The sequence below is a fragment of the Bradyrhizobium cedriense genome, from assembly GCF_054602315.1.
The window spans coordinates 67,326-91,167 of sequence record NZ_JBTSWB010000001.1; the positions used below are offsets into that span (position 1 = coordinate 67,326).

A 23,842-nucleotide genomic window follows, 5' to 3' on the forward strand; every position below is an offset into this window, starting at 1 on the left:
TCAGACGACGGCGCGGAGCGGTACGCATGTCGGCTGCTCCTCGACGATCGAGGCCAGATCAACTCACGTCGCTTGCCGGGGATGCGCTCGGCGTCCAGAACTGCGCCGGTCGTTGATGCGCCAAAGCCAAGGTCCGGACAATGCGCGAACCTGACGAGAATCGATACCGCCTTCAGGCAATCCTGGACGCCGCAGTCGACGGGATCATCACGATTGATGAATGCGGGATCATAGAGAGTGTGAACCCGGCCGTGCTCAAGCTCTTCGGCTTCGAGTCCGCAGCCGAACTGATCGGCCGCAACGTCTCGATTCTCATGCCATCCAACCATGGCCGGCAACACGATGAGTATATCGCGCGCTATTTGCGGACCGGGGAGGCGCGGGTCATCGGGATCGGGCGCGAGCTCGAGGCGGCGCGGCGTGACGGCTCCATCTTCCCGATTGAGCTGGCCGTTAGCGAGGTATCCGGAGAGGACGGGCGGCATTTCACCGGCGTCATACGGGATATCAGTGCACGGAAGCGGGTCGAGGCGGCCTTGCGTGAGAGCCAGGCGCGCATCGAAGCCGTTCTCAGCACCGCGGTGGACGGCATTCTGACGATTGACGAACGTGGCATCATCGAAAGCGCCAATCCGTCTGCCGGCCGCCTGTTCGGCTACGACCCGGTCGAGCTTGTTGGACGAAATGTATCCATGCTGATGCCCGCAGATCACGCGAAGGCTCACGATGGCTACATCGAACGCTATCTCAGAACCGGAGAAGCACACGTGGTGGGCATCGGCCGGGAAGTAGAGGGATTGCGGCGGGACGGTTCGACCTTTCCGGCGGAACTCGCGGTCAGCGAGGTGCGTTTCGGCGACCAGCTTCGCTTCACCGGCATCATCCGGGACATCACGGTTCGAAAAAATGCAGAACAGACCCTGCTCAGGGCAGACGCCATGAAGGATGATTTCCTTGCCAACACGTCACACGAGCTGCGCACGCCCCTCAATGGCATCATCGGAATCGGCCAATCCATGCTCGACGGGGCAACCGGACCGTTGAGCCAAGAGCAGAAGCGGAATCTGGGCATGGTCGTTGCTAGCGGCCGGCGACTTGCCAGTCTCGTCAATGACATCCTGGACTTCTCCAAGCTGCGCCACGAAACGGTCGAGCTGCACCGCAGGCCTACCGATCTTCATGCTCTCACCGAGCTCGTCCTGGCGATCTCGCGCACACTCGTGGGTAAACGCGCGCTGCGGCTTTTCAACCGAATCGATGCTCAGGTGCCCCTGGTCGAAGTCGATGAAGACCGTGTGCAGCAGATCATGTTCAATCTGGTTGGCAATGCGGTCAAGTTCACGCAGGCCGGTGTCGTCGAAGTCTCGGCAAGCCTGCGGAACGAATGGCTGGACGTGACGGTGAGCGACACCGGAATCGGCATCGGCGCAGACCGGCTCGAAACGATATTCGCATCGTTCTCGCAGGGCGATGGATCCATCGCGCGCGAACAGGGCGGCACCGGACTTGGGCTGGCCATCAGCAGGCAGCTCGCCGAACTCCACGGCGGAAGTATCAGCGTCACATCGGAGGTCGGTGTCGGCTCGCGCTTCACTGTTTCGCTTCCGCTGAGCCCGACCACGCGAGAGATGCTCACGCCCGGAAGCCGGCCGGACGAATCCATCAGCCGGGTCCTTCCGGACGTTGAGCCAAGCTTGAGAACGGCGAAAGCCGCCGCGCAGCCTGCCGCCCCCGGTCTGCGGGTTCTCGTTGTGGACGATGAGCCGATAAATGTTCAGGCCCTGGTCAATTTCCTGACGCTGGCGAAATACGACGTCATCACGGCCACGGACGGCCGAGAGGCGCTTGATCTTCTGACCGGAGAACGACCGTGCGACATCGTTCTGCTCGACGTGATGATGCCTAGACTGTCGGGCTTCGACGTCTGCGAGCGCATTCGTGAGCGCTACACGGCTGCGGAACTGCCGGTGATTTTGCTGACGGCCAAGAACCGCGTTTCGGACCTGGTCATTGGGTTCGGAGTGGGAGCGAACGACTATCTGACGAAGCCCTTTGCCAGTGACGAACTGCTGGCGCGTGTCAGCGTTCATCTCGAACTCGCCAGGATCCGCGACAGTTATTCGAGATTCGTCCCCCGGCAGTTCCTGGAGCAACTCGGTAAGCAGCGCATCGTCGATGTTGCGCTGGGAGATCAGGTCCAGCGCGAAATGACGGTGCTCTTTTCGGACATCCGTGATTTCACCAGAATGTCGGAAGGCATGACCCCCGCGGAGACGTTCAGCTTCGTAAACCAGTACCTCGGCACGATGGAGCCTGCTATCTCGGGCCATGGTGGCGTGATCGACAAGTTCGTCGGCGACGCCGTCATGGCGCTGTTTCCGCGGCGGGCGGATGATGCCGTGCAGGGAGCGCTTGACATGATCCGGCGGCTGGACGCCTGGAATGCGCAGCGGGGCGACAGGAGCGAGCCGCCCATAAAGATCGGCATCGGCCTGCATACCGGAAGCCTGATGCTCGGAACGGTGGGCGCCCGTGACCGGATGGATACGACCGTCATCTCGGACGCGGTGAACCTGGCCTCTCGCGTCGAGAGCCTCACGAAGATCTACCGCGTGCCGCTGATGATCACCGAAGAGACGTACCTCGCCCTGCAGAATCCCTTCAGCGTTTCCGTTCGCCGCATCGACCGGGTTCTCGTCCAGGGAAAGTCGCAGCCTGTTGTGCTCTATGAGGTTCTGGATGCCGACGACCCGCCGGAGCGAGAGGCAAAGCAGCGCGCATTGCCCGACTTCGAGAAGGGCGAGGAGCTCTACGAGGCTCGGAAGTTCTCGGACGCGATTGTCCATCTTGAGCGGGCTCTGGCTCGCAATCCATCGGACACGGTCGTCGAGCTCCTGCTGGAACGCTCCCGCCGGTTCGCGGGGGCCGCCGAAGCCTCATCTTAGGAGTCCTATGAGTCTGGGGCACCGGCAACGATTGGATATGTGACAGAATGGGAGTTGTTCGTTGCCCATGAAGAGCCGATTGTACTCGATGCCTGCAGGAACGCGAATAGTGCTTAGCCAAAGAGTACAGGACGCCCAGGCGATCGGATCATTCGAGCGACGATCTTGGCATGATCAGCCGGTAGCTATTTGCTCAACTTGATCCCTTCACGCGCCCGATAGTCATTGAAGACGACGTCGATCGCTTGGATGACCTTCTTGCCAGGATTTGCCTTGCAATGAACGATGATCTCGTGCTCGAGCGCCTTTGTGCGATCGACGCGCATCAGATGCTTCTTGGCAAGCCCGTTGTACCAGCCGCTGTACCAGACCATCAGGTAGTCCGCGTCCTCCTGGAAAGTGTTCGCGAGTTGGGCGCAGGTCAGCGCCTGGACGTCGATATAGCCGGCTGCGTTCGCGTAGGTCTTCAGTTCGACCTGCGCAGCTGCGGGTCCAGCGGAGAGCAAGGTGCCGCCGATGGCAATCCAGATCATGCGCGACATGTTTTTAGCTCCTGATGCGAGCGAACGAGGACGACTGGTCGGCTTCAGCGACGGCCAGCTCGATCAACGGGCCCACCTCGGTTCGTCGGGGTTCCAGGTCGCACTGCTTCGCGGGCGATCGGGCGCGGCCGTAGAACGACCCCGGCTCTCGCGACACAACTCGGCGGATAATCCACGTACTGGCAGTAAACGACGGCTCCGGCCGGTTGGGTTGCCGCCATCAAGCTCGAAAACACCACCGTTGTCCCGATGGCCAAGGAGGCCAACGTGAACGAGGCTGAAAATGAGTTGCTCGACCGCATGTATCTCTCCTGTATGTCGTATTCCGCGTTCGAAGTATTCCAACCGTGCTACCTGGACGGTGAAACCATCGTCTTTCGTTGATTGAAATCAACAAACCGGAAGAAACGACGAACAGCCAAGGGACATCAGTACACACTTGGCTGCATGATCACGGGGGTAAGTTTGCGGCCAGCGACTCGCGGCTTCAGTTCTGGAGGTTGAGGCTGGCAAGCTTCGCCCGGTCTTGCAGCACGATCTGCCGCTGGGTGTTGCCGATGAAGTTGAGGACGCCAAATTCGTGCAGCCGCGACAAAGCGCGGGATACCGTCTCGAGCGTCAGGCCGAGGTAATCCGCAATGTCGCGCCGCGACATCGGCAGCGCGATAACGCCCGCGGCGGTCAGGCGCTTGTCCATCTCGAGCAAGAAGGCTGCAACCCGCTCAAGCGACGTCTTGCGGCCCAGGAGCAGCATGTGGTCTTCGGCATGATGGAGATTCGCGGTGGTCATGCGAAACAGGTTCTTGGCGACCATGGCGTCGCTCTTTGCCACGAGTTCCAGACTTTGGCGTCTGATCAGGTGAACCGTGGTATCGACAATGGCTTCCGCCGTGAAGCGATGAGCCTCGCCATTCTCGAGACCGAAAATGTCGCCGGGGAGGTGAAACGCGCCGATCTGGCGCCGGCCGTCGGTCAGCAGCTTGTAACTTCGCACTGCACCAAGCTTGACCTGATAGACGTACTCGGCCGGTTCTTTCTCCCCGTAGACTTCAGTTCCCTTCTTGTAGGTAAATTCGCTCAGACTGACGATCGGATTCGAATCGCTGGTCATTCCGAAGTCGCGGAGTGAATTGGGGCGTGGGGACCGGTCGGTTGCCATACGCACAAACATAGGCCGCTTCCTCTAGTCGCTTAACGATTTTGTCAGCAGCCCGGATCATTTCGCTGCCGGGGAGGGCCTCGCCTTTTCCCGGGCGATTAGCGTACGATGGCGGTTGTGTTATAAGCCATTGTCTCTCAGGTCATTGTACCAAAGGGCAGGCGGAATACCTTGCAAGACATGAAGCGCCTCAGGCCCATTCCTTATCGGTTGCTTTTGTTGCACATTTGAAGGTTGCCGCCCCCTCCAAGAGGTCAAATGCCGGGCTTGGTTCACGTGGTAGACGATGACGCCTCCTTCCGCACGGCAGTCGAACGCCGGCTGAAGCTTGCGGGCTATGAGGTCGCAACCTATTCGTCTGCCCAAGACCTTCTCGACCGACTGTCGGGCGACGATGGGCCCGGATGCGTCCTGCTCGATGTGCAGATACCCGGCCTCTCCGGTCTCCAACTGCAGAGCCAGCTCGCAGCGCTCGGCTCCACGTTGCCGATCGTGTTCGTGACAGGCTACGCCGACACGGCAACGACCGTACGTGCCATCAAGGCGGGCGCTGAGGATTTTCTGACCAAACCGGTTTCGTCGGAAGATCTGCTCGATGCGCTCGATCGCGCCTTGATCCGCCAGCAGGCCGACCACATCCGGCGCACAAAGCTCGGCTCGCTTCAGGTCCGGCTGAAGTCACTGACGCCGCGCGAGCATCAGGTGTTCGCGTTGATCGTACGTGGCAAGATCAACAAGCAAATCGCCTACGAACTCGGCACCGCGGAACGCACCGTGAAGGCACATCGCCATCAGGTGATGGAGAAAATGCAGGTGAGATCTCTGGCCGAACTCGTATCGGCGGCGGAGCGGTTGGGCTTCCTCGATCCCGAAGCCAAGCGACCCGGCTGAACGATCGGTGGTGCCGGCGCGTTTCCGCCGAGCAACCTGCACAAAAGGACAGTATCGTTGCCCGACAGGGTTATGCTTTAGTCCGAGCGCGGATAGCAGGCAGGCTTTGCTGGATGTGATATCTTTCGGCGAACAGACGCTTATCCGATACTCGCAAAGGGCTGCCGATCTTGTTTTCGCGCAGGCACGTTCTTGTCGTCGACGACGACGCATCGATGCGCACGAGCATCAACCGGCTTCTGCGCGCGCACGGCTTCACTGCGCTGCTGTTCGACTCGGCACATGCGCTGCTCGGTCATCCTGGCTGCGGCGAAGCCGTGTGCATCATCATCGACATCAATCTGAACGGGGCCTCTGGAATTGAGTTGCGGCGCAGGCTTGCAGAGGATGGCGTTGCCGCACCGGTCATCTATATCACCGGTAACGACAACCATTTGAGTCGCACGGCCGCAATCGAGTCTGGATGTATTGCCTATCTGACCAAGCCGTTCGCGGCAAAGGCGTTGATCGAACAGATTCATTGCGCCCGGTCGACGGCAAACTAGCGGCTTGTGATTGCATCTTTATCCTGCATTGCGGGATCGCTGATACGGATGTGCCGAGCATGGCCGGACTGGTTTTCGCAGCGAGCCGCATCTGGATCGATTGGATCGATGCTTACGGCATAAGCGCTGTCTAATCGTCTGACGGCATGTACCGATGGCTGCGCCGTCGCGTCGCACGACGTTATGAGCAAAATCCGGCGACATGGCCCTGCGGCGGTTTGACGCTGATCATCATGGCTCTCGACCAGCCAAGGGCGCAGGCCCAACCACGCAAACGAATCGCGCCGCCGAGTTCTGCTACCGGTCCAACCCCGCTCGTTCATGGCCCAGAGAGGAGCAGTTCCCGCGAGAACGTCGTTCGAGTTCACGGCTTCCGTTGGTTGATAACCCGGGCAATTGCGTAGGCCGCTCCGAATTTGCGGCAGATCAAGTGCGCTCGAGCGCAATTGCCTAAAGTTCCCGAGTTCACGGCCCATTCAATTTGTACGGAGTTCTGCAATGTTGATCAGGACCACGACAACGAGCCGCCCAGCGGTCGGCGGGCAATTGTCGGACCTTGCCGGCGAGCCGGTCTCTTGCAGCGAGTTCACCTATCGCAGAGGGACCGAAGTCTTCGGCGAGGGTGAGGAGGCCGATTACGTTTACCTGATCGTATCTGGCGCGATCCGGACCTACAAGCTGCTCACCGATGGCCGCCGGCAGATCAACTCGTTCCACCTTCCGGGCGATATGTTCGGGCTCGAGAATGGCGCGGTTCATCGCTTCACGGCCGAAGCAGTTGTCGAGACCAAGGTTCGCATCACGAGCCGTCGCGGCCTGCTCGAGAAGATCGCGCACCAGGAGGAGGGCCGGGCAAGCCTTCTCACCCTCGTCACGCGCAATCTCCAGCACGCGGAGAACCACATGCTTCTCCTGGGTCGGAAGACGGCGCTTGAGAAAGTCGCCGCATTTATCCTCGAAATGGACGAACGGCAGTCCCATCCGAATAAGATGAGCTTGCCCATGAGCCGCCGCGACATCGCCGATTATCTCGGATTGACCCTCGAAACCGTGTCCCGCGCTCTCTCGACGTTGCGGAATGACAAGATGCTGCGGTTCGAAGGGCAGACGCAGCGACAACTCGTGCTTCTGGATCGCAAAGGACTGGCGCAGCTCGATGCCTGACGGTCAGAGACGATGATGTGACGGTCGTCGTTCACTCGTCGATGTCTTGCTCGAGCGTCTGCTCCGGAGCGCCCTTGTGGACCGAGGCGAACTGCGTCAGCGGCAGCGAAGTCGTCAGCGACAGCAGATTGGAATCGACTACTTCCAATAGGAGAGCCTTTCCGGCTTCCATGTCTTTGATGATGTTTGGGTCGGCGACATCAGCCGCGATGCAGGCGTTGCTGAGACACCAGGTGTAGGGCACTTGATAGGAATTGCCTTGATCGACCGTCAGCTTGACGGGGTGTTGCAGATACATGCCGACTGGTACGAACACTTGCAGCCGCTTGTTGCGGCCGTCGTCGCGTTCGATCAAGTCAAGACGGACAGCGACCTGGCCGGTGGGAAAGGTGCCCGTGATCGAGGTCCGGCACAATGTCGGAGCTCCAGCTGCCTTGAAGCACAGCTTGCGCCAGTTTCCGTAAGTGATGTCTTTTACTTCGCGTTGACCGCGGGGGGCGACTTCGGCAGGCTTGGCGGCGGGCTGCTTGTCGCGCGCGAGAGCGTCGCGCACCGGCGTCATCGTCACGATGGCCAATAGTAGCGAAACCGATAGACAGGAACGCGCGTTGATCATGGCCGTCTCTCCAGATATCGGCAACTTCGGCTATCTCTGAGCATCGAGAAACTTTGCGACGAGCGGTGCCCAGATTGGAATCGCGTCCCGCGAACCAATGAAGAAGTGTCCCTCGTTGCCGAACGGCGGCATGAGATGATACTCGGCACGGCCGCCGGAGGCGGTGAAGGCCTCGTGCATGCGCCTGGACAGTGCTGGGCCGAAGAACGTGTCGTTCTCGATATAGATCCAGAGCATTGGTACACGCGAGGTGCGACCGAATTCACCGGTTGCTTCGACCAGCTTGTCAGGCGCGCAGTTGTTGTTCGGCTTGCCGTCGACACGGCCGCCGCGACCGGCCGCAAAAGTGATGATCGCCTTGACTTGCGGCGGGTTGAGGCTCGACAAGGCGATGGACGCCCAGCCGCCAGCGGATTGTCCGATGACGATGACGTCCTTGGGCAGGATGCGCTTGTCGGTTGCCATGCGATCGATGATCCAGAGGTCGGCCTGCGCGACCGCCATGCCAGGGTCACGGAAATTCGGATTGCTGCACTTGCCGACCTTCGAGAAGAACGGGCCGTAGAGCCCGCGCTCGGGAATATCAATGGCGGCTGCGCCATAACCGGTTCCGACCGGGGCGACGACGAAATAGCCGCGCATGGCAAACCATTTGGCAGCATCCCGGAATTCCACCAGTGGAAAGAAGCTGCGCTCCGTCGGATTGAGCGAGACGCCGTGGTTCATGACGGCCAGGGGAAACGGACCGTCGCCGATCGGGCGCACCACGTAGGCGAACGTCGGAAGTGGCAGCGGCAGCGCCCAGATCTCTTCCTGGATGCGGCGTGAAGCGGCTTGATCGTCCGCGCGCGCTGGCACAGCGGTGCAGAACAGCAACGCCGTCAGGAGCAGTCGAAGACCTTGATGACGGCGAGAATTCATGTGTGTGTCTCCTCATCCGGTGTAGGTGAAGGCCACGATGATCGGTCCGAGCACGGTCAGGACGACGTTGCCGACCGCATAGGGCACGGCGACGCCGAGCACCGGCGTCTGACTTTCGGCGATTTCGCAGCATCCCGTCACGGCCGCATCGACCGTCATGGCGCCGGCGAGCGCTCCGCAGGTGATGACCGGGTTCATGCGAAGCACGTGGTAGGCAAACAAGGTCGCGACGATCAGCGGCACCAGTGTGACGACGAGGCCCATGCCGACCAGCATCACGCCGTGCTCCTGAACCGCGATCCAGGCAGCATGGCCGTTCGCGAGGCCGATCGCCGCGATGAAGCCGCCGAGGCCGACGTCGCTCAGTGTCTGTTGCGCGGCCGGCGGCAGGGCGCCGAGGGTCGGGCGCCGCGAACGTATCCAGCCGCAGACAAGGCCCGCAACCAGCGCGCCGCCGCCGCCGCCGAGCGTCAGCCCAATGCCGCCGACCTTGAAGCTGATCAGCCCCGCGAGCAGACCTACGGCGATGCCGGCCGCAAGGAATGCGATATCGGTGCGGTCGCCGGAGCGCACGATCTGCCCGACCAGGGCGGCGGCGCGCTCGATGTTGCGGGTGCTGCCGACCATCGTCATGACATCGCCGACATAGAGCCGCGTGTCGGGGCTCAAGGGAACCTCGCGGCCCATTCGCGTCAGCGTGCGCAGAAAGACGCCGCGCGCGTCGTTGCCAAGGCGATCGGCGACCTCCTGGAGGGAACGGCCGTGGAGCTTGCGATTGTCGACCAGGACGTCGACCACATTGCCTGGTATCGCCTTGAGAATTTCATCGGCATCGATCTCGGTCCCGATGATGGGGCGAGCGGCGACGATGGCGGCCGTTCGCCCGGCAATGACGATGTCGTCGCCGGCTTCGAGCACAGTGTCCAGATGCGGTTCGATATCGGCACCCTGGCGCACGATGCGTTCGATGACGGTGCGGCTGCCGATCTCCTCCTCGATCGCCTTGACGGTGCGGCCCGCGGCAGCGTCAACGCGATAGGCCCGGGCCTGGAATTTGCGATAGTGCAGGTTCTCCGTCTTGGGCGGCTCACCGCCAGAGAGTTCAGCCTCGAGCTTCTTGGCTTCGACCTTCAGGTCGACACCCATCACTTTCGGTGCGAGCAACGGGACGTATATCAGCGTGAGAATATAGCCCAGCACATAGGTAACGGCATAGCCGGCGGCGATATTGGCCTCCTGCTGCTCCAGCACGTTCTTGGGGAGACCGAGCTGGGCCAGCGCACCCGAGGCCGTGCCGATCACCGAGGACTGGGTCAATGCGCCGGCGGCAAGTCCCGACGCCGTGCCGGGATCGAGGCCGAAACTGAAGGCGAAGACGAGTACGATGATGAGGCCGGTGCCTCCCAGCACCAACGCGAGCGCGACTTGCGCCAGCGTACGGATGCTCAAGGAAGCGAAGAACTCGGGCCCGGACCGGTAGCCGATGGTGAACACGAACAGGCTGAACAGCACGATCCGGAGCACGGAGGGAAACGTGAACGTGCCGAGCTGCCCGATCAGCACCGCGACGATCAGCGTGCACGCCGTCGTGCCGAGGGAGAATCCGCGGATTTTGACGCGGCCGAGAACGGTCCCGAGCGCAACCGACAGCAGCAGAAAGATTTCGGGCGCAGCAGAAATGATTCCCCTGATCGTGTTCATGGTCGTGGATCCCCAGCGCTTTATGGCAGCTCAGGCTGGGCGCGCTGGCGGCTGGGATGGTTGATCCAAATCAATCCTTTCATCCGCGGGGCCGCCCTTGATGGACCGATGCCGGACGCGCGATGAACCACGTCACCAACATGAGCTCGACGGACACCGCCAGTGACTCGCTGCGCCGCGACGAGACGGTGCCGATCTCACTGATGCTGGCTTTCGTCGGCGGCTATCTCGACGCCTACACCTGGATCATTCATGGCGTCATGGCGAATGCCCAGACGGCAAACCTGGTTCTGCTCTGGGTCCATGGTTCGGGAGGGAATTGGGACGACGCGCTTCATTTCGTGCCACCAATTCTCGCATTCGCGGTCGGGATTCTGCTCGTGTCCTGGCTTCGCGGCGTCGTCGGACGGCGTACCAGCGCCATCAGCACGCTCCTCGAAATCCTTCTGCTCGTGACGATCGGCGTCCTGCACAACCGCCTACCGGATCTCGCCGGCACGCTCGGAATCTCCTTCGTTGCGGCGATGCAGACCGCAGTCTTCACCAAGGTCGATGGCGTGGCCTACAGCTCGGTGATGATCACCGGCAACATGCGCCAAGCCATCGAAGGCCTCTACATGGCTCTTTCCGGTGGGGGACCGCTACGTCGCTCCGGCATATTTGCCGCGCTCTGCGTCGCGTTCGGCGTGGGCGCGGCCATCGGGGCCTTTGCGACCAAAGGCATTCCCGATCTTGCGCTCGGCATTCCGGTGACCGCCCTCCTGATTGTCCTGTTGCGGTGCGAGATCGAACGGAGCGAGGTGCCCGCATGAATTCGCTGTCCGACCTAGGCGTGGGATGGTCGCGATATTTGCCAGTCCCCGGCTGGCTCGTCGCCTATCGTGGCGAATGGCTGCCATCGGACGCAGTGGCCGGAATTACATTGGCCGCATACGCACTACCCGTATCGCTCGCCTATGCGACGCTCGCCGGTCTGGCGCCGCAGGTCGGCGTCTACGGCTACATGCTTGGCGGCGTCGGCTATGCCCTGCTTGGGTCGTCGCGGCAGCTCGCAATCGGTCCGACCTCGGCAATTTCGCTGATGATTGCCTCCACCGTCGGGGTGCTCGCCGGCGGGGACGCGGTGCGGTACGCGCAGATCGCCAGTCTTGCGGCTTTTGCGGTTGCGGTCCTGTGCTTCGTATGCTGGCTGTTCAAGCTCAGCGTCCTCGTCCGCCTGGTCAGCGACAGCATCCTGGTGGGTTTCAAGGCCGGCGCCGGGCTCACCATCATCATGAGCCAATTGCCGAGCCTGTTCGGCGTGGCCGGCGGCGGGCACAATTTCTTCGATCGTACGTTGCGGCTCGCTGGTCAACTCGGGGATCTCAACCTTCTCATCCTGGCGGTCGGCGCGGTGGCGCTCGCGCTTTTGCTGCTTGGCGAGCGGTTCCTGCCCGGAAAGCCGGTCGGCATCACGATCGTTGCGCTGTCGATCCTCGCTGCCACGCTGCTCTCCCTGCCGGCCGCCGGCGTACCGGTGACCGGGAAGATCCCGGAGGGATTGCCGACGCTCGCGCTGCCGACGTTTGGTCTCCTGCAGTTCGACGATCTCTTTCCGCTCGCCGCGGGATGTGTGCTGCTGGCCTATATTGAGGGCGTCTCCGCTGCTCGCAGCTTCGCTGCCAAGCATGGCTACACACTGGATGTGCGGAAGGAATTCCTGGGATTGGGAGCTGCGAATCTCGCCGCGGCTTGTGGCCACGGCTATCCCGTCGCCGGCGGGCTGTCGCAATCCGCCGTCAACGACAGCGCGGGGGCGCGTACGCCAGTCGCCTTGCTGTTCTGCTCGATTGCGCTGGCGCTGTGCCTGCTGTTCTTCACGGGTCTGCTGACGAATCTGCCGAAGGCCGTCCTGGCCGCCATCGTCTTTGCCGCAGTGTATCGGCTCGTGGATGTCCAGGCCCTGCTGCGGATGTGGAAGGTCAGCAGGCTCGACTTCTATGCTGCGGCGATTGCGCTCGTGGCCGTTCTGCTGCTCGGCATCCTGCAGGGTGTCCTGCTTGCGTCGATTGCATCGATTTTCCTCCTGCTGGCGCGCGCATCGCGTCCGAACATCGCATTCCTCGGCAGGCTTCCGGGAACCGGCCGCTATTCCGACAGCGCCCGGCACGACGGCGTCGAGCCGCTCGTTGGCGTGATCGCGTTCCGTCCCGAAGCCTCTCTGCTCTACATCAATGCCGAAACCATCCAGACGGTGGTTCTCGAAGCCGTGCAGAAATCGTCTGACGTCAAGTTGGTCGCCTGCGATCTCTCCGCATCGCCCTATATCGATCTGGCTGGCGCGCGCATGCTGATAGATCTCCATGACGAACTCGCCGCTCGTCACGTCGCGTTTTGCATCGTCGGCGCTCACGCGCAACTGCGCGACCTGCTGCAGGCGGAGGGGCTCGCGGAGAAGACCGACAGTTCGCAGTGGCTGCGGTCGCTCGACAGCGTCCTCGGCGACTTTCAGGTCGAACGGCCTCTGTTGCAACGCGAAGCGTCGATGCATACGCCGCCACCGCCCCCGATATCTCGCGACCGTTGACTTGGATCAATGGAGCGGTCCCCCCACCGTCCACGGTCCATCATCACCTTCCATGCGAGCCGATAATAACCGGGAGATACAGATGTCCAAGGACGCCAAGCCAACGCAGAAGCGCATCGATCAATTCTTTTCGGGGCCCGGTGCACGGGCCGACGATTGGCGTGATTTGGTGGATGCTGCAAAAGCGTGGGCCCGCGGCGGCGACCGCGCGAAATACGATGCGGTGCTGGCCGATCTCTCGGTCACGGAGGAGTTTCACGGCTATCCCGGCCTGCAACTGATGGGGGCGCTGCGCGAAGCCGCGGCGGCCGGGGATGGGGCAACATCGCTTGCCCTTGCGACACGGATCGCCCAGGCGTTGGCGACGCGATCCTTCCGCCAGCATGCGGGCGACTGGAACGTAAAGGACGAGGGCGATAGCGACGTGCCCGAGCTGGTCCCGCCGACCTTCGGCGCGCATACGACACGCAGGCCCTATTTCGAGACGCTGATCGTCACCGGGTTGTCTCCCGGCCAGTGGCCGGCGCTCGCTGCCGAATGGCGGAAGCTGCGGCGCCCGGTCGATGCCTTCGTCTATGAGCCCGTCATCGTCGGCAGTCTCGAAGACGCCTTCTGCGCGACGATGCTCAATCCCAACATCGGAGCCGTCATCATCAACGACGGCTTTGGCCTGCGTTCGCGGCACAATGCGCCGGTGCTCCGGTCGATCACGGCGTCGGCGGGCCTCAACGACGAGTCCGATGCGTCCGCGTTGCGGCTTGCACAGATCATCAAGCGTGTCAGACCCGAGCTCGATCTGTACATGATCTCGAATCGCGACGTCGAGGAGCTGGCCGGCAGCTCCGAAGCCAGCGTCATCCGCCGCATCTTCTATTCGGTCGAGGAGCTGCTCGAGCTGCATCTGTCGATCCTCGAAGGCATCCAGGATCGCTACGACACGCCGTTCTTCGACAATCTCAAGAAATACGCACAGCGCCCGATCGGGACGTTCCACGCGCTGCCGATCGCCCGCGGAAAATCCATCTTCAAGTCGGACTGGATCCGCGACATGGGCGAGTTCTACGGCCCGAACCTGTTCCTGGCCGAGAGCAGCGCCACCACCGGCGGCCTCGACAGCATGCTGGAGCCGACCGGAAACATCAAGAAGGCGCAGGAGAAGGCCGCCCGCGCCCTCGGCGCCGACCGCGTCTTCTTCGTCACCAACGGCACCTCGACGTCGAACAAGATGGCGGTGCAGGCGTTGCTCGCGCCCGGCGACATCGCGATCGTCGACCGCAACTGCCACAAGTCGCACCATTACGGGATGGTGCTCGCAGGCGCGCAGCCGATCTATGTCGAAGCCTTCCCGATGACGGAATATTCGATGTACGGCGCCGTGCCGCTGAAGACGATCAAGCAGGCGCTGCTCAGCGCAAGGGCCGATGGCCGGCTCGAGCGGGTCAAGATGCTCGATCTCACGAACTGCACCTTCGACGGCCACATCTACAACACCCGGCGGGTGATGGAGGAATGCCTCGCGATCAAGCCCGACCTGATCTTCCTGTGGGATGAAGCATGGTTCGGCTTCGCGCGCTTCTCGCCCTTCCTGCGCCGGCGCACGGCGATGGGGGCTGCCAACGAAATCGAGGCATGGATGCATGATCCGAAGTCGGTCGCGGCCTATGAGAAACAACAGGCCGAGCTCGGCAAGAGTCCGTCGGACGAGGTGCTGCTCAAGACACGGTTGATTCCCGATCCGCGCCAGATCCGGTTGCGCGTCTATCAGACCAACTCGACCCACAAATCGATGTCGGCGATCCGGCAGGGCTCCATGCTCTCGGTCAAGGACGTCGAATTCCATACGGTCGAGCAGCAGTTCAAGGAGGCCGTCTTCACACACGCCTCGACCAGTCCAAACCAGCAGCTCATCGCCAGCCTCGACATCTCGCGGCGGCAGATGGAGCTGGAAGGCTACGGCCTCGTCGCCAACGCGATCGAAATCGCGCTCGCCATCCGCCACGCCGTCAACAACAACCCGCTGCTCTCGAAGTATTTCCGCATTCTCGGCGCCGATGCCATGGTGCCGGCGCAATACCGCCAGAGCGGCTTCACCGACTATCTCGCCCCGGGCGTCAACTGGGCGAATACGCTGAAGAGCCTGGACGAGGACGAGTTCTGCCTCGATCCAACCCGGATGACGCTGGTGTGCGGCACGGCGGGTTACGACGGAACCCAGTTCAAGGGCATCCTTGCCAACGAGTACAACATCCAGGTCAACAAGACCTCACGCAATTCGGTGCTGGTCCAGTCCAACATCAACAACACCCGCAGCGACGTCGCGCATCTGATCCGCGTCCTCGCCGAGATCGCGGGCGAGGTCGATCGCGGGCTCGCGCAGGGCGGAGCCAACGCGAAGAAGACTTTTGAAGCGCGGGTCAAGAGCTTGATGACCGACGTGCCTGATCTGCCGAACTTCTCGCATTTCCACCCGAGCTTCCGCGGCGATGCCGGCACCAAGACCAACGAAGGCGACATCCGCGCCGGCTTCTATGCCGCCTATGACGTGGCGGGGTGCGAGCATATTCGCCTCACCGATCCCGAGATCGACCGGCGGCTGAAGGCCGGGCCGGAGCTTGTCTCCGCCAATTTCGTGATCCCGTATCCCCCTGGCTTCCCGATCATGGTCCCCGGCCAGGTCATCACCCAGGAGACCATCGACTTCATGCGGAAGCTCGATGTGAAGGAGATCCATGGCTACGACGCCAAGGAGGGCTTGAAGCTCGTACGCACCGAAGCTCTGGCGAAGATCGGCCGGCCCAAGCCCGTCGCGACGCCGAAGCTCAAGGCCGCGTCATAAGGAGACGCAACATGCAGAGTTTTTTCACATTCCTGCAGCAGAACCCGTTTCTGTTGCTGTTCTTCGTCGTCGGGCTCGCCGTCTGGATCGGACGGGCCAGCATCAAGGGCTATGGCCTCGGCATGGTCGCCGGTGCCATCGTGGTCGGCGCCGGCCTGTCGGTGTGGGCGTCCGTCTTTGGAGTCAAGCTCGAGCTCAACAACTTTGCCAAGAGCCTGTTCTACTATCTCTTCATGTACGGCGTCGGCTTGCGCGTCGGGCCGTCCTTCGTCAACAGCCTGAAGGGTGATGGACTCAAGTTCTGCATTCTGGCGGTGGTGTCCAGCGTCCTTGGGCTGGCACTCGTCGTCATCCTTTCGAAGTTGTTCGCGCTGCCGATTGGCGCCGCCGGCGGCATGCTGGCGGGATCGCAGACCATGTCGGCCGCAATCGGTTCGGCGGAGCAGGCCGTCACGTCGGGCGTCGTCAAGCTGCCCGAGGGCATGAAGCCGGAGGATGCATCCGGCATGATCGCGCTGTCCTACGGCATCACCTATATCTGGGGGACCGTCGGCATCATCCTGATCTGCAAATACCTGCCGCGCTGGTGGGGTGTGGACGCCAAGGCGGCGGCAAGGAAGTACGAAGAGGAATTCGGCGTCAAGGACCTCGAAGGCGGCGGCCTCACCGGCTATCGCCAGTTCGGCCTGCGTGCCTACCGGCTGGAAAACCCGGCGCAGGTCGGGATGAGCATCGCCAAGTTCCGAGCGGTCAATCCCGAATACCGCATTGTCAATGTGGTGCGTAGCGGCGAATCCCTGGGAGCTGATCCCGACCTCGTGTTGCAAAGGGCCGATGTCGTCGCGCTTGGTGGCGCGACTGCGCATCTCACCGACAAGATGGGCCTGATCGGGCCCGAGGTCGCGGATGCCAAGGCGCTCGGTATTCCCATGGATCAGGCCGACATTCTCGTCACCAACAAGGAGATGGTCGGGCGCACGTTCGAATCGTTCCGTGACACCGCATTGGCCGGCCAGTTGCAGGTTACCAAGGTCGAGCGCGGCGGCGTACCGTTTCCGGCCGGTCTCAAGACCGAGCTGCAGCGGATGGACATCATCTCGGTTGTCGGCCTCAAGTCGGCCGTCAACGAGCTTGGCGAGATGTGGGGGCGCATCGCGCGGACCAACACTTCGACCGATCTGCTGACGCTCGCCGCGGGCATGATCATCGGCTTCCTGATCGGCATGATCGAATTCCCGGCTTTCGGCGCCAAGATCGGCCTCGGCAATGCCGGTGGTCTGTTGCTGTCGGGCGTGATCGTCTCCTCGCTGGTCTCGCGGCTGCGCTTCTTCGGCAACACGCCGAATGCGGCGCGCAACGTGCTGGAGGATCTCGGCCTCGTCGTCTTCGTGGCCATCGTCGGCGTCAATGCCGGCGCAGGGTTGTTGGCGCAGCTCACAGGCGCGGTTGCCCTGAAGATCTTCGTCGCGGGCTTCATTGCCTGCACGATCCCTCCGTTCATCGTCTGGGCGATCGGGTACCACGTCTTCAAGATCAATCCGGCCGTGCTGATGGGCGGCGTCGCCGGTGCACGGTCGCATTCCGGTCCGTGCCGTGAGGCTGCGGTCGAGATCCAGAGTTCCGTGCCCTGGATCGGCTTCCCGGTCGGCTACGCCGTCTCGGGCATCCTGCTCACCGTATTCGGCTACTTCGCGATGATCCTGGCTCAATAACCGGCGCTACAATCAAAAGGGGAAGTGACATTATGAGAAAGCTTGCTATCGGCGCCGTCCTGGCTACCTCGCTCGCAGTTGTTGCCGGCTTCACCACGCCATCGCGTGCCGAGACCGGCGAGGTGGCGGTGGTCTTCACCAAGGGCGGTTTCGTCATCGGCGTCGGCGGCGGGGAGGGAGTTCTTCTGCTCCGCGGCAAGAGATATCCGTTCACGGTCTCCGGCATGAGCGTCGGCTTCACGATCGGCGCCTCGACCACCAAGCTGGTTGGCCGCGCCCTCAATTTGAGGGGGCCCGCCTCGATCGAAGGCTCTTATGCCGTAGGCGGAGCGGGCGGGGCGGTTGCCGCAGGAGCCGGTGCGGTTCAGCTGCAGAACGCGAACGGCGTCATCCTGCAGCTCAGCGGCCCGAAAGTCGGTGCGGAGCTGTCGGCCGCGGTTGGTGGCGTGACGATCCGCTTGAAGTAAGCGAGATAACGGGCCGCGCCGATGCGTGGCCCGTTTTCCTGCGCGGTGGAATGCGTTCACGGGCGGAGGCATGTCGACGACCAATGCCGGCGCGGCGACGCTGTCTTATCGCTATTCCACTTATGCAGGTTGGGATCGATGCAGAACAGCAACCTGATCGTCTGTCGTCAGGCGTTGTGTGCGCCGTGTCAGAGCGCGAAAAACAGCCAATGATATGTGAAGCCTTTGATGTCCGCTGTCTGCCGGCAGCGGGCATCAGCTCTGTCTGATATTCACTTCAGCGTGCGATGCGAGAATGCCGACGATGGGGCGACAATTGATCGCCACCATCGAGGTGCAGTTTATTCTCGACTCTTCATCTGAAAAGGAATCCACTAGGTTCATCACCGCTGCGAACCGGGCGGCCATCGGTGATCGAGGGGGTTGTAGTTTCGCCTGATCAGGGGGGACGTCATGCCGCAGGGTCAGTGCAGCAAAGATCAGTCCGCCGATTATGGTTGTCGCTTCGCGACGACAGCGGGAGATGCGCCTCCAAGCCACGAGCTCTGCGCGTTCGAACTTCCCGGCTGCAATGCATGCCCTAGGGCACTCCGGGTCACTCGTATCGCGAGAAATGAGGAAGATCCCATGAAATCGGAGCTGTGGCGCGCGTGGATTGCGCGCGTTGCAAACCCCTGACCGGTAGTCTGAAGTCCTCGCATCATGGCAGCCGTTCTGACCATTGATACGGATCACCTTGAGGACTCGACTTACGGCCACTTGGCGCAGCTGCAATGCAGCACTTTACAGCCGATGGTCTACACTTGGTAAGTCACCTCTGAAGTTCACAAGCGCGGTGCTTCGCCTGGGAGGCGAAGCCCGAGGGAGACCAGAACGTTCGAAATGGAGACGCAAGCCAGGAATCTTGCGCGAGCCAAATTCGACGAGGGGGTTGATCGTCTACGCTCGCACAATGAGTTGCGCGGCGTTCAATATCGCTCGGCGACGAAGTTCATCCCGCGCAAGCCCGCCTGGTCATTGTAACGTCCCTTGTTGGAGCGTGGCGGCAGCTTGACCTTGTCCTTCTTGATGCGCTTGTGGGGAATCGCCTTCAGCAGATGGGCGATGCAGTTCAGCCGCGCCCGGCGCTTGTCATCGGAACGGATGATGTACCATGGTGCGTGCTTTGTGCTCGTCCGCTTGAGCATGAGATCGCGTGCCCGCGAATAATCGTACCAGCGACTATAGGATTCGAGATCCATCGGGCTCAGCTTCCATTGCCGGACTGGATCGTCGATCCTGGCCCCGAAGCGGCGTTCCTGCTCGTCCATTCCGACCTCGAGCCAGATCTTGACCAGGATGATTCCACCGTCGATGACGTACTTCTCCATTTGAGGACAGAGGGTCAAGAATCGATCGTGCTCCCTGGGCGTACAGAAGCCCATGACATATTCGACGCCCGCGCGGTTGTACCAGCTCCGGTCGAAGATCACGATCTCTCCGCCGGCGGGAAACTGTTCCATGTAGCGCTGGAAGAAGAGCTGGGTCTTTTCCCGATCGGAGGGCGCTGGAAGCGCGACGACGCGGAACACCCGGGGACTGACCTTTTCCGTGATGGCCTTGATCGTGCCGCCCTTGCCGGCGGCGTCCCTGCCCTCGAAGAGCACGATGACCCGAAGCTTGTTCGCCTTCACGAAATCCTGGAGGTGGCACAGCTCGATCTGAAGCTTTTCGAGATGCTTCTCATAGTCCTTGCGCTTCATTCGTTCCGCAGGTTCGTTCTTTGCCATGCATCCCTCTTTCGTAACCTCTGCTCGGCCGCATCCGAGAACCTAGTCGTCTCCCCAGGAGATGGTCACGCCGATGTCCCCCGGCATGCCACCCGGGAAATCGATGATCTGGTAGGCGATGCGATAGCCGCGCGGTTTCAGATAATCCGTCCAGAGCTGGAAGATCTCCTTCGGAATGCCGGTCAGTGTGTTCTCCCAGCCGGGCTCCATCTGGTTGATGGCGCGCCCCTTGTCCGTGCACAGCGTGTTGGGAAAGCGGTAGACCTGCACTTCCGTTAGACCGTTTCGCACCGCACGCTGAATGACGGTCGATGCGAGCTTGATCTTCTCCTCCTCGGACTTTCCCGATGGTTTGCTCAGTCGTTCGATCAGGGCGTGCTTCTCGGCTTCGGCGGCGGCGGCGAGGCGGACATACTGTTCTGCCTTCTCGGCCTCCTTCAGCGCGGCTTCCTTCCGGATCTGCGTTGCATTGGGGATGAGGTCTTCAATGCCTGGCATGGCGGCGGCTCCTGATTACTGGCTTTCTCCGGCGATCGAGGCTAGGCTGGGCGAAGTTCATTCCCTTGATACAAATCAAGCAATTCGCCGGCGACGTCGTCACTCTGCGCGCAGCTTTAGGGACGCTCGGTCCCGGTCAGGAGAGAACCTTGAGCGAGCAACTGCACCCGATAGGCCCGCATCATCTGCCGTTCTACATCATTGCGCCCGGCGAGACCGACTGGCTGATGGTGCTGACCGGGCTACTATTGATCGGCGCCGTTTTCAGCGTCGGGCTGCTTTATTGGTATCTGCACAGCCTGCCCGAGCGCATGGCGCACAAGACGCAGAAACTGCAGTTCGAGGTCGTGGCGGTGCTGGGCCTGATCGCGCTGTTCACGCACGAGCATCTCTACTGGATCGCCGCGCTGGTGCTTGCGCTGATCGAGCTTCCGGATTTCGGGACGCCCTTGCGCAGCATTGCAGGATCGGTCGAGCGGATCGCGGACGGTGCTTCGCCGGGCGACGACGGTCGGGTGAGGGTCGGTGATACGCCTTCGACGGAAACTCCGGCCCAAACTCTGCAACCGGCGGCATCCAGCAGCAAGGTACCCAGCCATGCTTGAGCTTGCCATTTGCTCTCTGTTGACGATCCTTCCTGACTACCTCTACCGCCGATATGTGCAGGGCAAGCGGTTCGGCAAGGAGATCACCCTGTTTTCAGTCTGGTATGAGCTCAGATGGGGCATCACCGGCTGCCTGATGCTCACCGTGGCGCTCATCACGAGCGTCTTCTTCTTCCACCCGGCGACTTCGAACGCGGCGCTGTTGTTCCGAACGGTGCCGATCCTGCCCGAAGGCTCCGGGCGTGTCGCGCAGGTCAATGTCGGCTATAGTGCTTTGGTGAAGAAGGGCGACGTGCTCTTCAATCTGGACAGCTCGAAGCAACGAGCGGCGCTGGAGACTGCTGCCCGCAAAGTCGCAGAGATCGATGCGACGCTGGAGACTGCGAAGTCCGACGTCGTGAAGGCCGAAGCGCAGATCCAGGAAGCCAGGGCCAGCTATCAGCAGGCCAAGGATGAGCTTGAGGTCAAGGTCGAGCTGCAGCGCCGCAATCCAGGCATTGTGCCGCAGCGCGATATCGAGAAGCTCCAGGTCATCGTGGATCAGCGGCAGGCGACGATTGACGCCGCCGCCGCCACCAAGCAGTCGGCGGTCTTGCGCGTTTCGACGCAGTTGCCGGCGGAGAAGGCGAGCGCGCAGGCCTCGCTAGCGGAAGCGCAGGTTGATCTCGACAAGACCTTCGTTCGTGCCGGTGTCGACGGGCGCGTCGAGCAGTTCCTCGTTCGCGCCGGCGACGTCGTCAATCAGCTGATGCGTCCCGCCGGCATCCTCATTCCCGAGGGCGCCGGTCGGGCGCGGCTACAAGCGGGCTTTGCTCAGATCGAGGCCGGCATCATGCGGGAAGGGATGGTGGCCGAGGCGACCTGCATCTCGAAGCCATGGGTGATCATCCCGCTCGTGGTCACGTCTGTCCAGGACTACATCGCGGCCGGTCAGTTTCGGACCGGCGAGCAGCTCATCGAGGCGCAGAATCTCGCCAAACCCGGCACGATCCTCGTGTTCCTCGAGCCGCTTTTCAAAGGCGGCCTCGATGGTGTGACTGCCGGCAGCAGCTGCATCGTCAATGCCTACACCAGCAATCACGACGAGATCGTCGATCCCAAGACGTCGACAGCTCGCAAGGTCGCGCTTCACGTGATCGACGGAATTGGATTCGTGCATGCGTTGCTGCTGCGCATCCAGGCGCTGTTGCTGCCATTCAAGACGCTGGTGTTCGGAGGCGGCCACTGATGAGGAGCAGATGGCTGCATGATGTGAGAACACTGGGCGCGGGAACAGTGCTATTGCTCGGTGCCTCGTTCGCATCGGCCGGCGGCGCGGGTGCCGTCGATCTGAACGGTGCCTGGGCGACCAGCGCGGATCAGTGCGAGAAGGTCTTCACCCGCGAGGGCGGAAAGCTCGGCTTTTCCGACATGTCCGAGGTCTACGGCGGCGGCTTCATCGTCGACGGCAAGCAATTGATCGGCAAATTCGGTCGTTGCACCGTCAAGGCGAGGAAGGACGACGGCACAGACGTCAACCTGATCGCGTCCTGCGCGACCGACATCATGCTGTCCAGCGTTCAGTTCAACCTGAAGCAGCTCGATGCGAACAGCATCGCCCGGCGTTTTCCGGGGATGGAGGACATGGAGATCAGATATCATCGCTGCCCGTTCAACTGAGCAAGCGGCCGCGTAGGCTTGATGCATGTCAAGCAAACTGCGTGTGGGTAAGCGTCAAGTGCCGTTCATCCCCGGGAGGATAGACATGACATCCACGAGACGTGTTCACAAATCGATCTACGCGACGCTCGGAGCTGCCACGGTTGTGGCAGCTTTTGGCGTCCAGGCGCACGCGGACGATCCGGCAAAGATTCTGAAGTTGATGTCGGACCATCTCGCCGGTCAGAAGACGCTGTCCGCATCCTTCGACAGCGACATCGAGATCATCACGCCCGAACTCCAGAAGATTCAGTTTGCGAGCTCCGGCGAGATCAAGATGAGCCGCCCGGACAAGCTGCGGGTCAGGCGCACCGGCGGCTATTCCGATGTCGAGCTGGTCTATGACGGCAAGATGATTTCGATCTACGGCAACAACGCCAAGAGTTATGTCCAGGCAGACGCGCCCGGGACCATCGACAAGATGATCGATGCTCTTCAGGCGCGCTCAGGAGCCGGCATGCCGGGCGCCGACCTCCTGCTCTCCAATGTGTTCGACGAACTGATGGCCACGGTCATCGAAGGCAAGCATATCGGGCAAGGGGTGGTCGACGGCATCGAGTGCGAGCATCTCGCATTCCGCACGCCAGACACCGACTGGCAGATATGGATCGAAAGCGGCGCCAAGCCCGTGCCGCACAAATACGTCATCACCAGCAAAACGATGGCTGGTGCGCCGCAATATACGCTCCGGATCAAGGGCTGGAAGACCGATGCCCTGGACGCCGCGGCCTTCGCGTTCGTTGCGCCGGCGGGAACCACCAAGGTCGATCTGGAGAGCGCCGTAATTGCAGAGTTCGACGAGCTTCCCCCTGGTACACCGACAGGAGCAAAGAAATGATCGCATTGCGAAAAATCGCTCTGTCCGCCGCAGCCGTGGCGGCCTTTGCGGCCGGCTTGTCCTGCAATGAAACCGGCAGCCTCATCGAAGGAGCCTTCTTTGCCGAGGCCCAGGCGAGGGTCGGGCGCCCCTTGACGCCCATGAGCTATGCCGGTGTTGCCCGGAGAACTACACGCCGCGCGGTTGCGGTGGGAGCGGTAGGAGCTGCCGGTGCCTACTATGGCTCCTCCTGCGTGCAGGTCGTGGATGCCTACGGGCGGGTCGTGACGCGCTGCTGAGCAAACCTGCCTGGGGCGAGTCGTTTCCGCCGTGCGGCCGGGCTCCAATTGTGCTGGGATGAGAGCCGATCATCGCAGCAGGCGAAGAAGA

Annotated in this window: 21 protein-coding genes; 14 read left to right on the forward strand and 7 right to left on the reverse strand. The window is 61.8% G+C overall.

Annotated features, from left to right (window positions below):
• Nucleotides 1-140 precede the first annotated feature (140 nt).
• Entirely contained in the window at nt 141-2,945 is a 2,805-nt protein-coding gene (locus ACYCVF_RS00355; protein WP_459596537.1) for a PAS domain S-box protein, read from the forward strand.
• A gap of 185 nt (nt 2,946-3,130) precedes the next feature.
• Here ACYCVF_RS00355 and ACYCVF_RS00360 read toward each other — a convergent pair whose 3' ends face one another.
• On the reverse strand, nt 3,131-3,487 hold the full coding sequence (locus tag ACYCVF_RS00360) for an HdeA/HdeB family chaperone (protein ID WP_459596538.1): 357 nt from the start codon (nt 3,485-3,487) through the stop codon (nt 3,131-3,133).
• Nucleotides 3,488-3,974: 487 nt separating this feature from the next.
• The gene (locus ACYCVF_RS00365; RefSeq protein ID WP_459596539.1) at nt 3,975-4,658 is read right to left on the reverse strand and encodes a helix-turn-helix domain-containing protein; all 684 of its coding nucleotides are present in this window, start codon (nt 4,656-4,658) and stop codon (nt 3,975-3,977) included.
• Nucleotides 4,659-4,904: 246 nt separating this feature from the next.
• Here ACYCVF_RS00365 and ACYCVF_RS00370 point away from each other — a divergent pair, with 246 nt between their 5' ends.
• From ACYCVF_RS00370 to ACYCVF_RS00380, 3 genes are all read left to right on the forward strand, one after another.
• On the forward strand, nt 4,905-5,537 hold the full coding sequence (locus tag ACYCVF_RS00370) for a response regulator transcription factor (RefSeq protein WP_459596540.1): 633 nt from the start codon (nt 4,905-4,907) through the stop codon (nt 5,535-5,537).
• 170 nt (nt 5,538-5,707) lie between these two features.
• Nucleotides 5,708-6,082, forward strand: a complete 375-nt coding sequence (locus tag ACYCVF_RS00375) for a response regulator transcription factor (RefSeq protein WP_459596541.1) — start codon at nt 5,708-5,710, stop codon at nt 6,080-6,082.
• Between the two features lie 498 nt (nt 6,083-6,580).
• Nucleotides 6,581-7,246, forward strand: a complete 666-nt coding sequence (locus ACYCVF_RS00380; RefSeq protein ID WP_459596542.1) for a helix-turn-helix domain-containing protein — start codon at nt 6,581-6,583, stop codon at nt 7,244-7,246.
• A 31-nt stretch (nt 7,247-7,277) separates the two neighbouring features.
• On the opposite strand, the gene ACYCVF_RS00385 is transcribed toward ACYCVF_RS00380, so the two are convergent.
• The 3 genes from ACYCVF_RS00385 to ACYCVF_RS00395 all read right to left on the reverse strand — a co-directional run bounded on the left by ACYCVF_RS00385 (nt 7,278) and on the right by ACYCVF_RS00395 (nt 10,484).
• Nucleotides 7,278-7,808 (reverse strand): invasion associated locus B family protein, encoded by a 531-nt coding sequence (locus ACYCVF_RS00385; RefSeq protein ID WP_459596543.1) that lies wholly within the window; start codon nt 7,806-7,808, stop codon nt 7,278-7,280.
• Nucleotides 7,809-7,892: 84 nt separating this feature from the next.
• Nucleotides 7,893-8,783, reverse strand: a complete 891-nt coding sequence (locus tag ACYCVF_RS00390) for an alpha/beta hydrolase family protein (protein WP_459596544.1) — start codon at nt 8,781-8,783, stop codon at nt 7,893-7,895.
• A gap of 12 nt (nt 8,784-8,795) precedes the next feature.
• On the reverse strand, nt 8,796-10,484 hold the full coding sequence (locus tag ACYCVF_RS00395; protein WP_459596545.1) for an aspartate:alanine exchanger family transporter: 1,689 nt from the start codon (nt 10,482-10,484) through the stop codon (nt 8,796-8,798).
• A gap of 140 nt (nt 10,485-10,624) precedes the next feature.
• On the opposite strand from ACYCVF_RS00395, the gene ACYCVF_RS00400 reads away from it, so the two are divergent.
• The 5 genes from ACYCVF_RS00400 (at nt 10,625) to ACYCVF_RS00420 (ending at nt 18,065) form a co-directional block, all read left to right on the forward strand.
• On the forward strand, nt 10,625-11,296 hold the full coding sequence (locus tag ACYCVF_RS00400) for a YoaK family protein (RefSeq protein ID WP_459597927.1): 672 nt from the start codon (nt 10,625-10,627) through the stop codon (nt 11,294-11,296).
• On the forward strand, nt 11,293-13,050 hold the full coding sequence (locus ACYCVF_RS00405; RefSeq protein WP_459596546.1) for a SulP family inorganic anion transporter: 1,758 nt from the start codon (nt 11,293-11,295) through the stop codon (nt 13,048-13,050). Before ACYCVF_RS00400 ends, ACYCVF_RS00405 begins: the two co-directional genes overlap by 4 nt.
• 82 nt (nt 13,051-13,132) lie before the next feature.
• Nucleotides 13,133-15,886 (forward strand): decarboxylase, encoded by a 2,754-nt coding sequence (locus ACYCVF_RS00410; protein WP_459596547.1) that lies wholly within the window; start codon nt 13,133-13,135, stop codon nt 15,884-15,886.
• Nucleotides 15,887-15,897: 11 nt separating this feature from the next.
• On the forward strand, nt 15,898-17,598 hold the full coding sequence (locus ACYCVF_RS00415) for an aspartate:alanine exchanger family transporter (RefSeq protein ID WP_459596548.1): 1,701 nt from the start codon (nt 15,898-15,900) through the stop codon (nt 17,596-17,598).
• Nucleotides 17,599-17,630: 32 nt separating this feature from the next.
• Nucleotides 17,631-18,065 carry a hypothetical protein gene (locus tag ACYCVF_RS00420; protein WP_459596549.1) on the forward strand — a complete coding sequence of 145 codons (435 nt, stop codon included), beginning with the start codon at nt 17,631-17,633 and terminating at the stop codon, nt 18,063-18,065.
• Nucleotides 18,066-19,033: 968 nt separating this feature from the next.
• Here the strand turns inward: ACYCVF_RS00420 and ppk2 are convergent.
• A complete protein-coding gene (ppk2, locus tag ACYCVF_RS00425) occupies nt 19,034-19,834 on the reverse strand; it encodes a polyphosphate kinase 2 (protein WP_459596550.1) in 801 nt (266 codons plus the stop codon).
• 42 nt (nt 19,835-19,876) lie between these two features.
• Nucleotides 19,877-20,332 carry a hypothetical protein gene (locus ACYCVF_RS00430; protein WP_459596551.1) on the reverse strand — a complete coding sequence of 152 codons (456 nt, stop codon included), beginning with the start codon at nt 20,330-20,332 and terminating at the stop codon, nt 19,877-19,879.
• Nucleotides 20,333-20,481: 149 nt separating this feature from the next.
• On the opposite strand from ACYCVF_RS00430, the gene ACYCVF_RS00435 reads away from it, so the two are divergent.
• From ACYCVF_RS00435 to ACYCVF_RS00455, 5 genes are all read left to right on the forward strand, one after another.
• Nucleotides 20,482-20,937, forward strand: a complete 456-nt coding sequence (locus ACYCVF_RS00435) for a hypothetical protein (RefSeq protein ID WP_459596553.1) — start codon at nt 20,482-20,484, stop codon at nt 20,935-20,937.
• On the forward strand, nt 20,930-22,165 hold the full coding sequence (locus ACYCVF_RS00440) for an HlyD family secretion protein (protein WP_459596554.1): 1,236 nt from the start codon (nt 20,930-20,932) through the stop codon (nt 22,163-22,165). Before ACYCVF_RS00435 ends, ACYCVF_RS00440 begins: the two co-directional genes overlap by 8 nt.
• Complete coding sequence (locus ACYCVF_RS00445; RefSeq protein WP_459596555.1) at nt 22,165-22,596, forward strand: hypothetical protein; 432 nt, start codon at nt 22,165-22,167, stop codon at nt 22,594-22,596. The genes ACYCVF_RS00440 and ACYCVF_RS00445 overlap by 1 nt, the downstream gene beginning before the upstream one ends.
• Nucleotides 22,597-22,681: 85 nt before the next feature.
• Entirely contained in the window at nt 22,682-23,473 is a 792-nt protein-coding gene (locus tag ACYCVF_RS00450) for a DUF2092 domain-containing protein (RefSeq protein ID WP_459596557.1), read from the forward strand.
• Nucleotides 23,470-23,751, forward strand: coding sequence for a hypothetical protein (locus ACYCVF_RS00455; RefSeq protein WP_459596558.1), 282 nt, complete (start codon nt 23,470-23,472; stop codon nt 23,749-23,751). The genes ACYCVF_RS00450 and ACYCVF_RS00455 overlap by 4 nt, the downstream gene beginning before the upstream one ends.
• Nucleotides 23,752-23,842 lie beyond the last annotated feature (91 nt).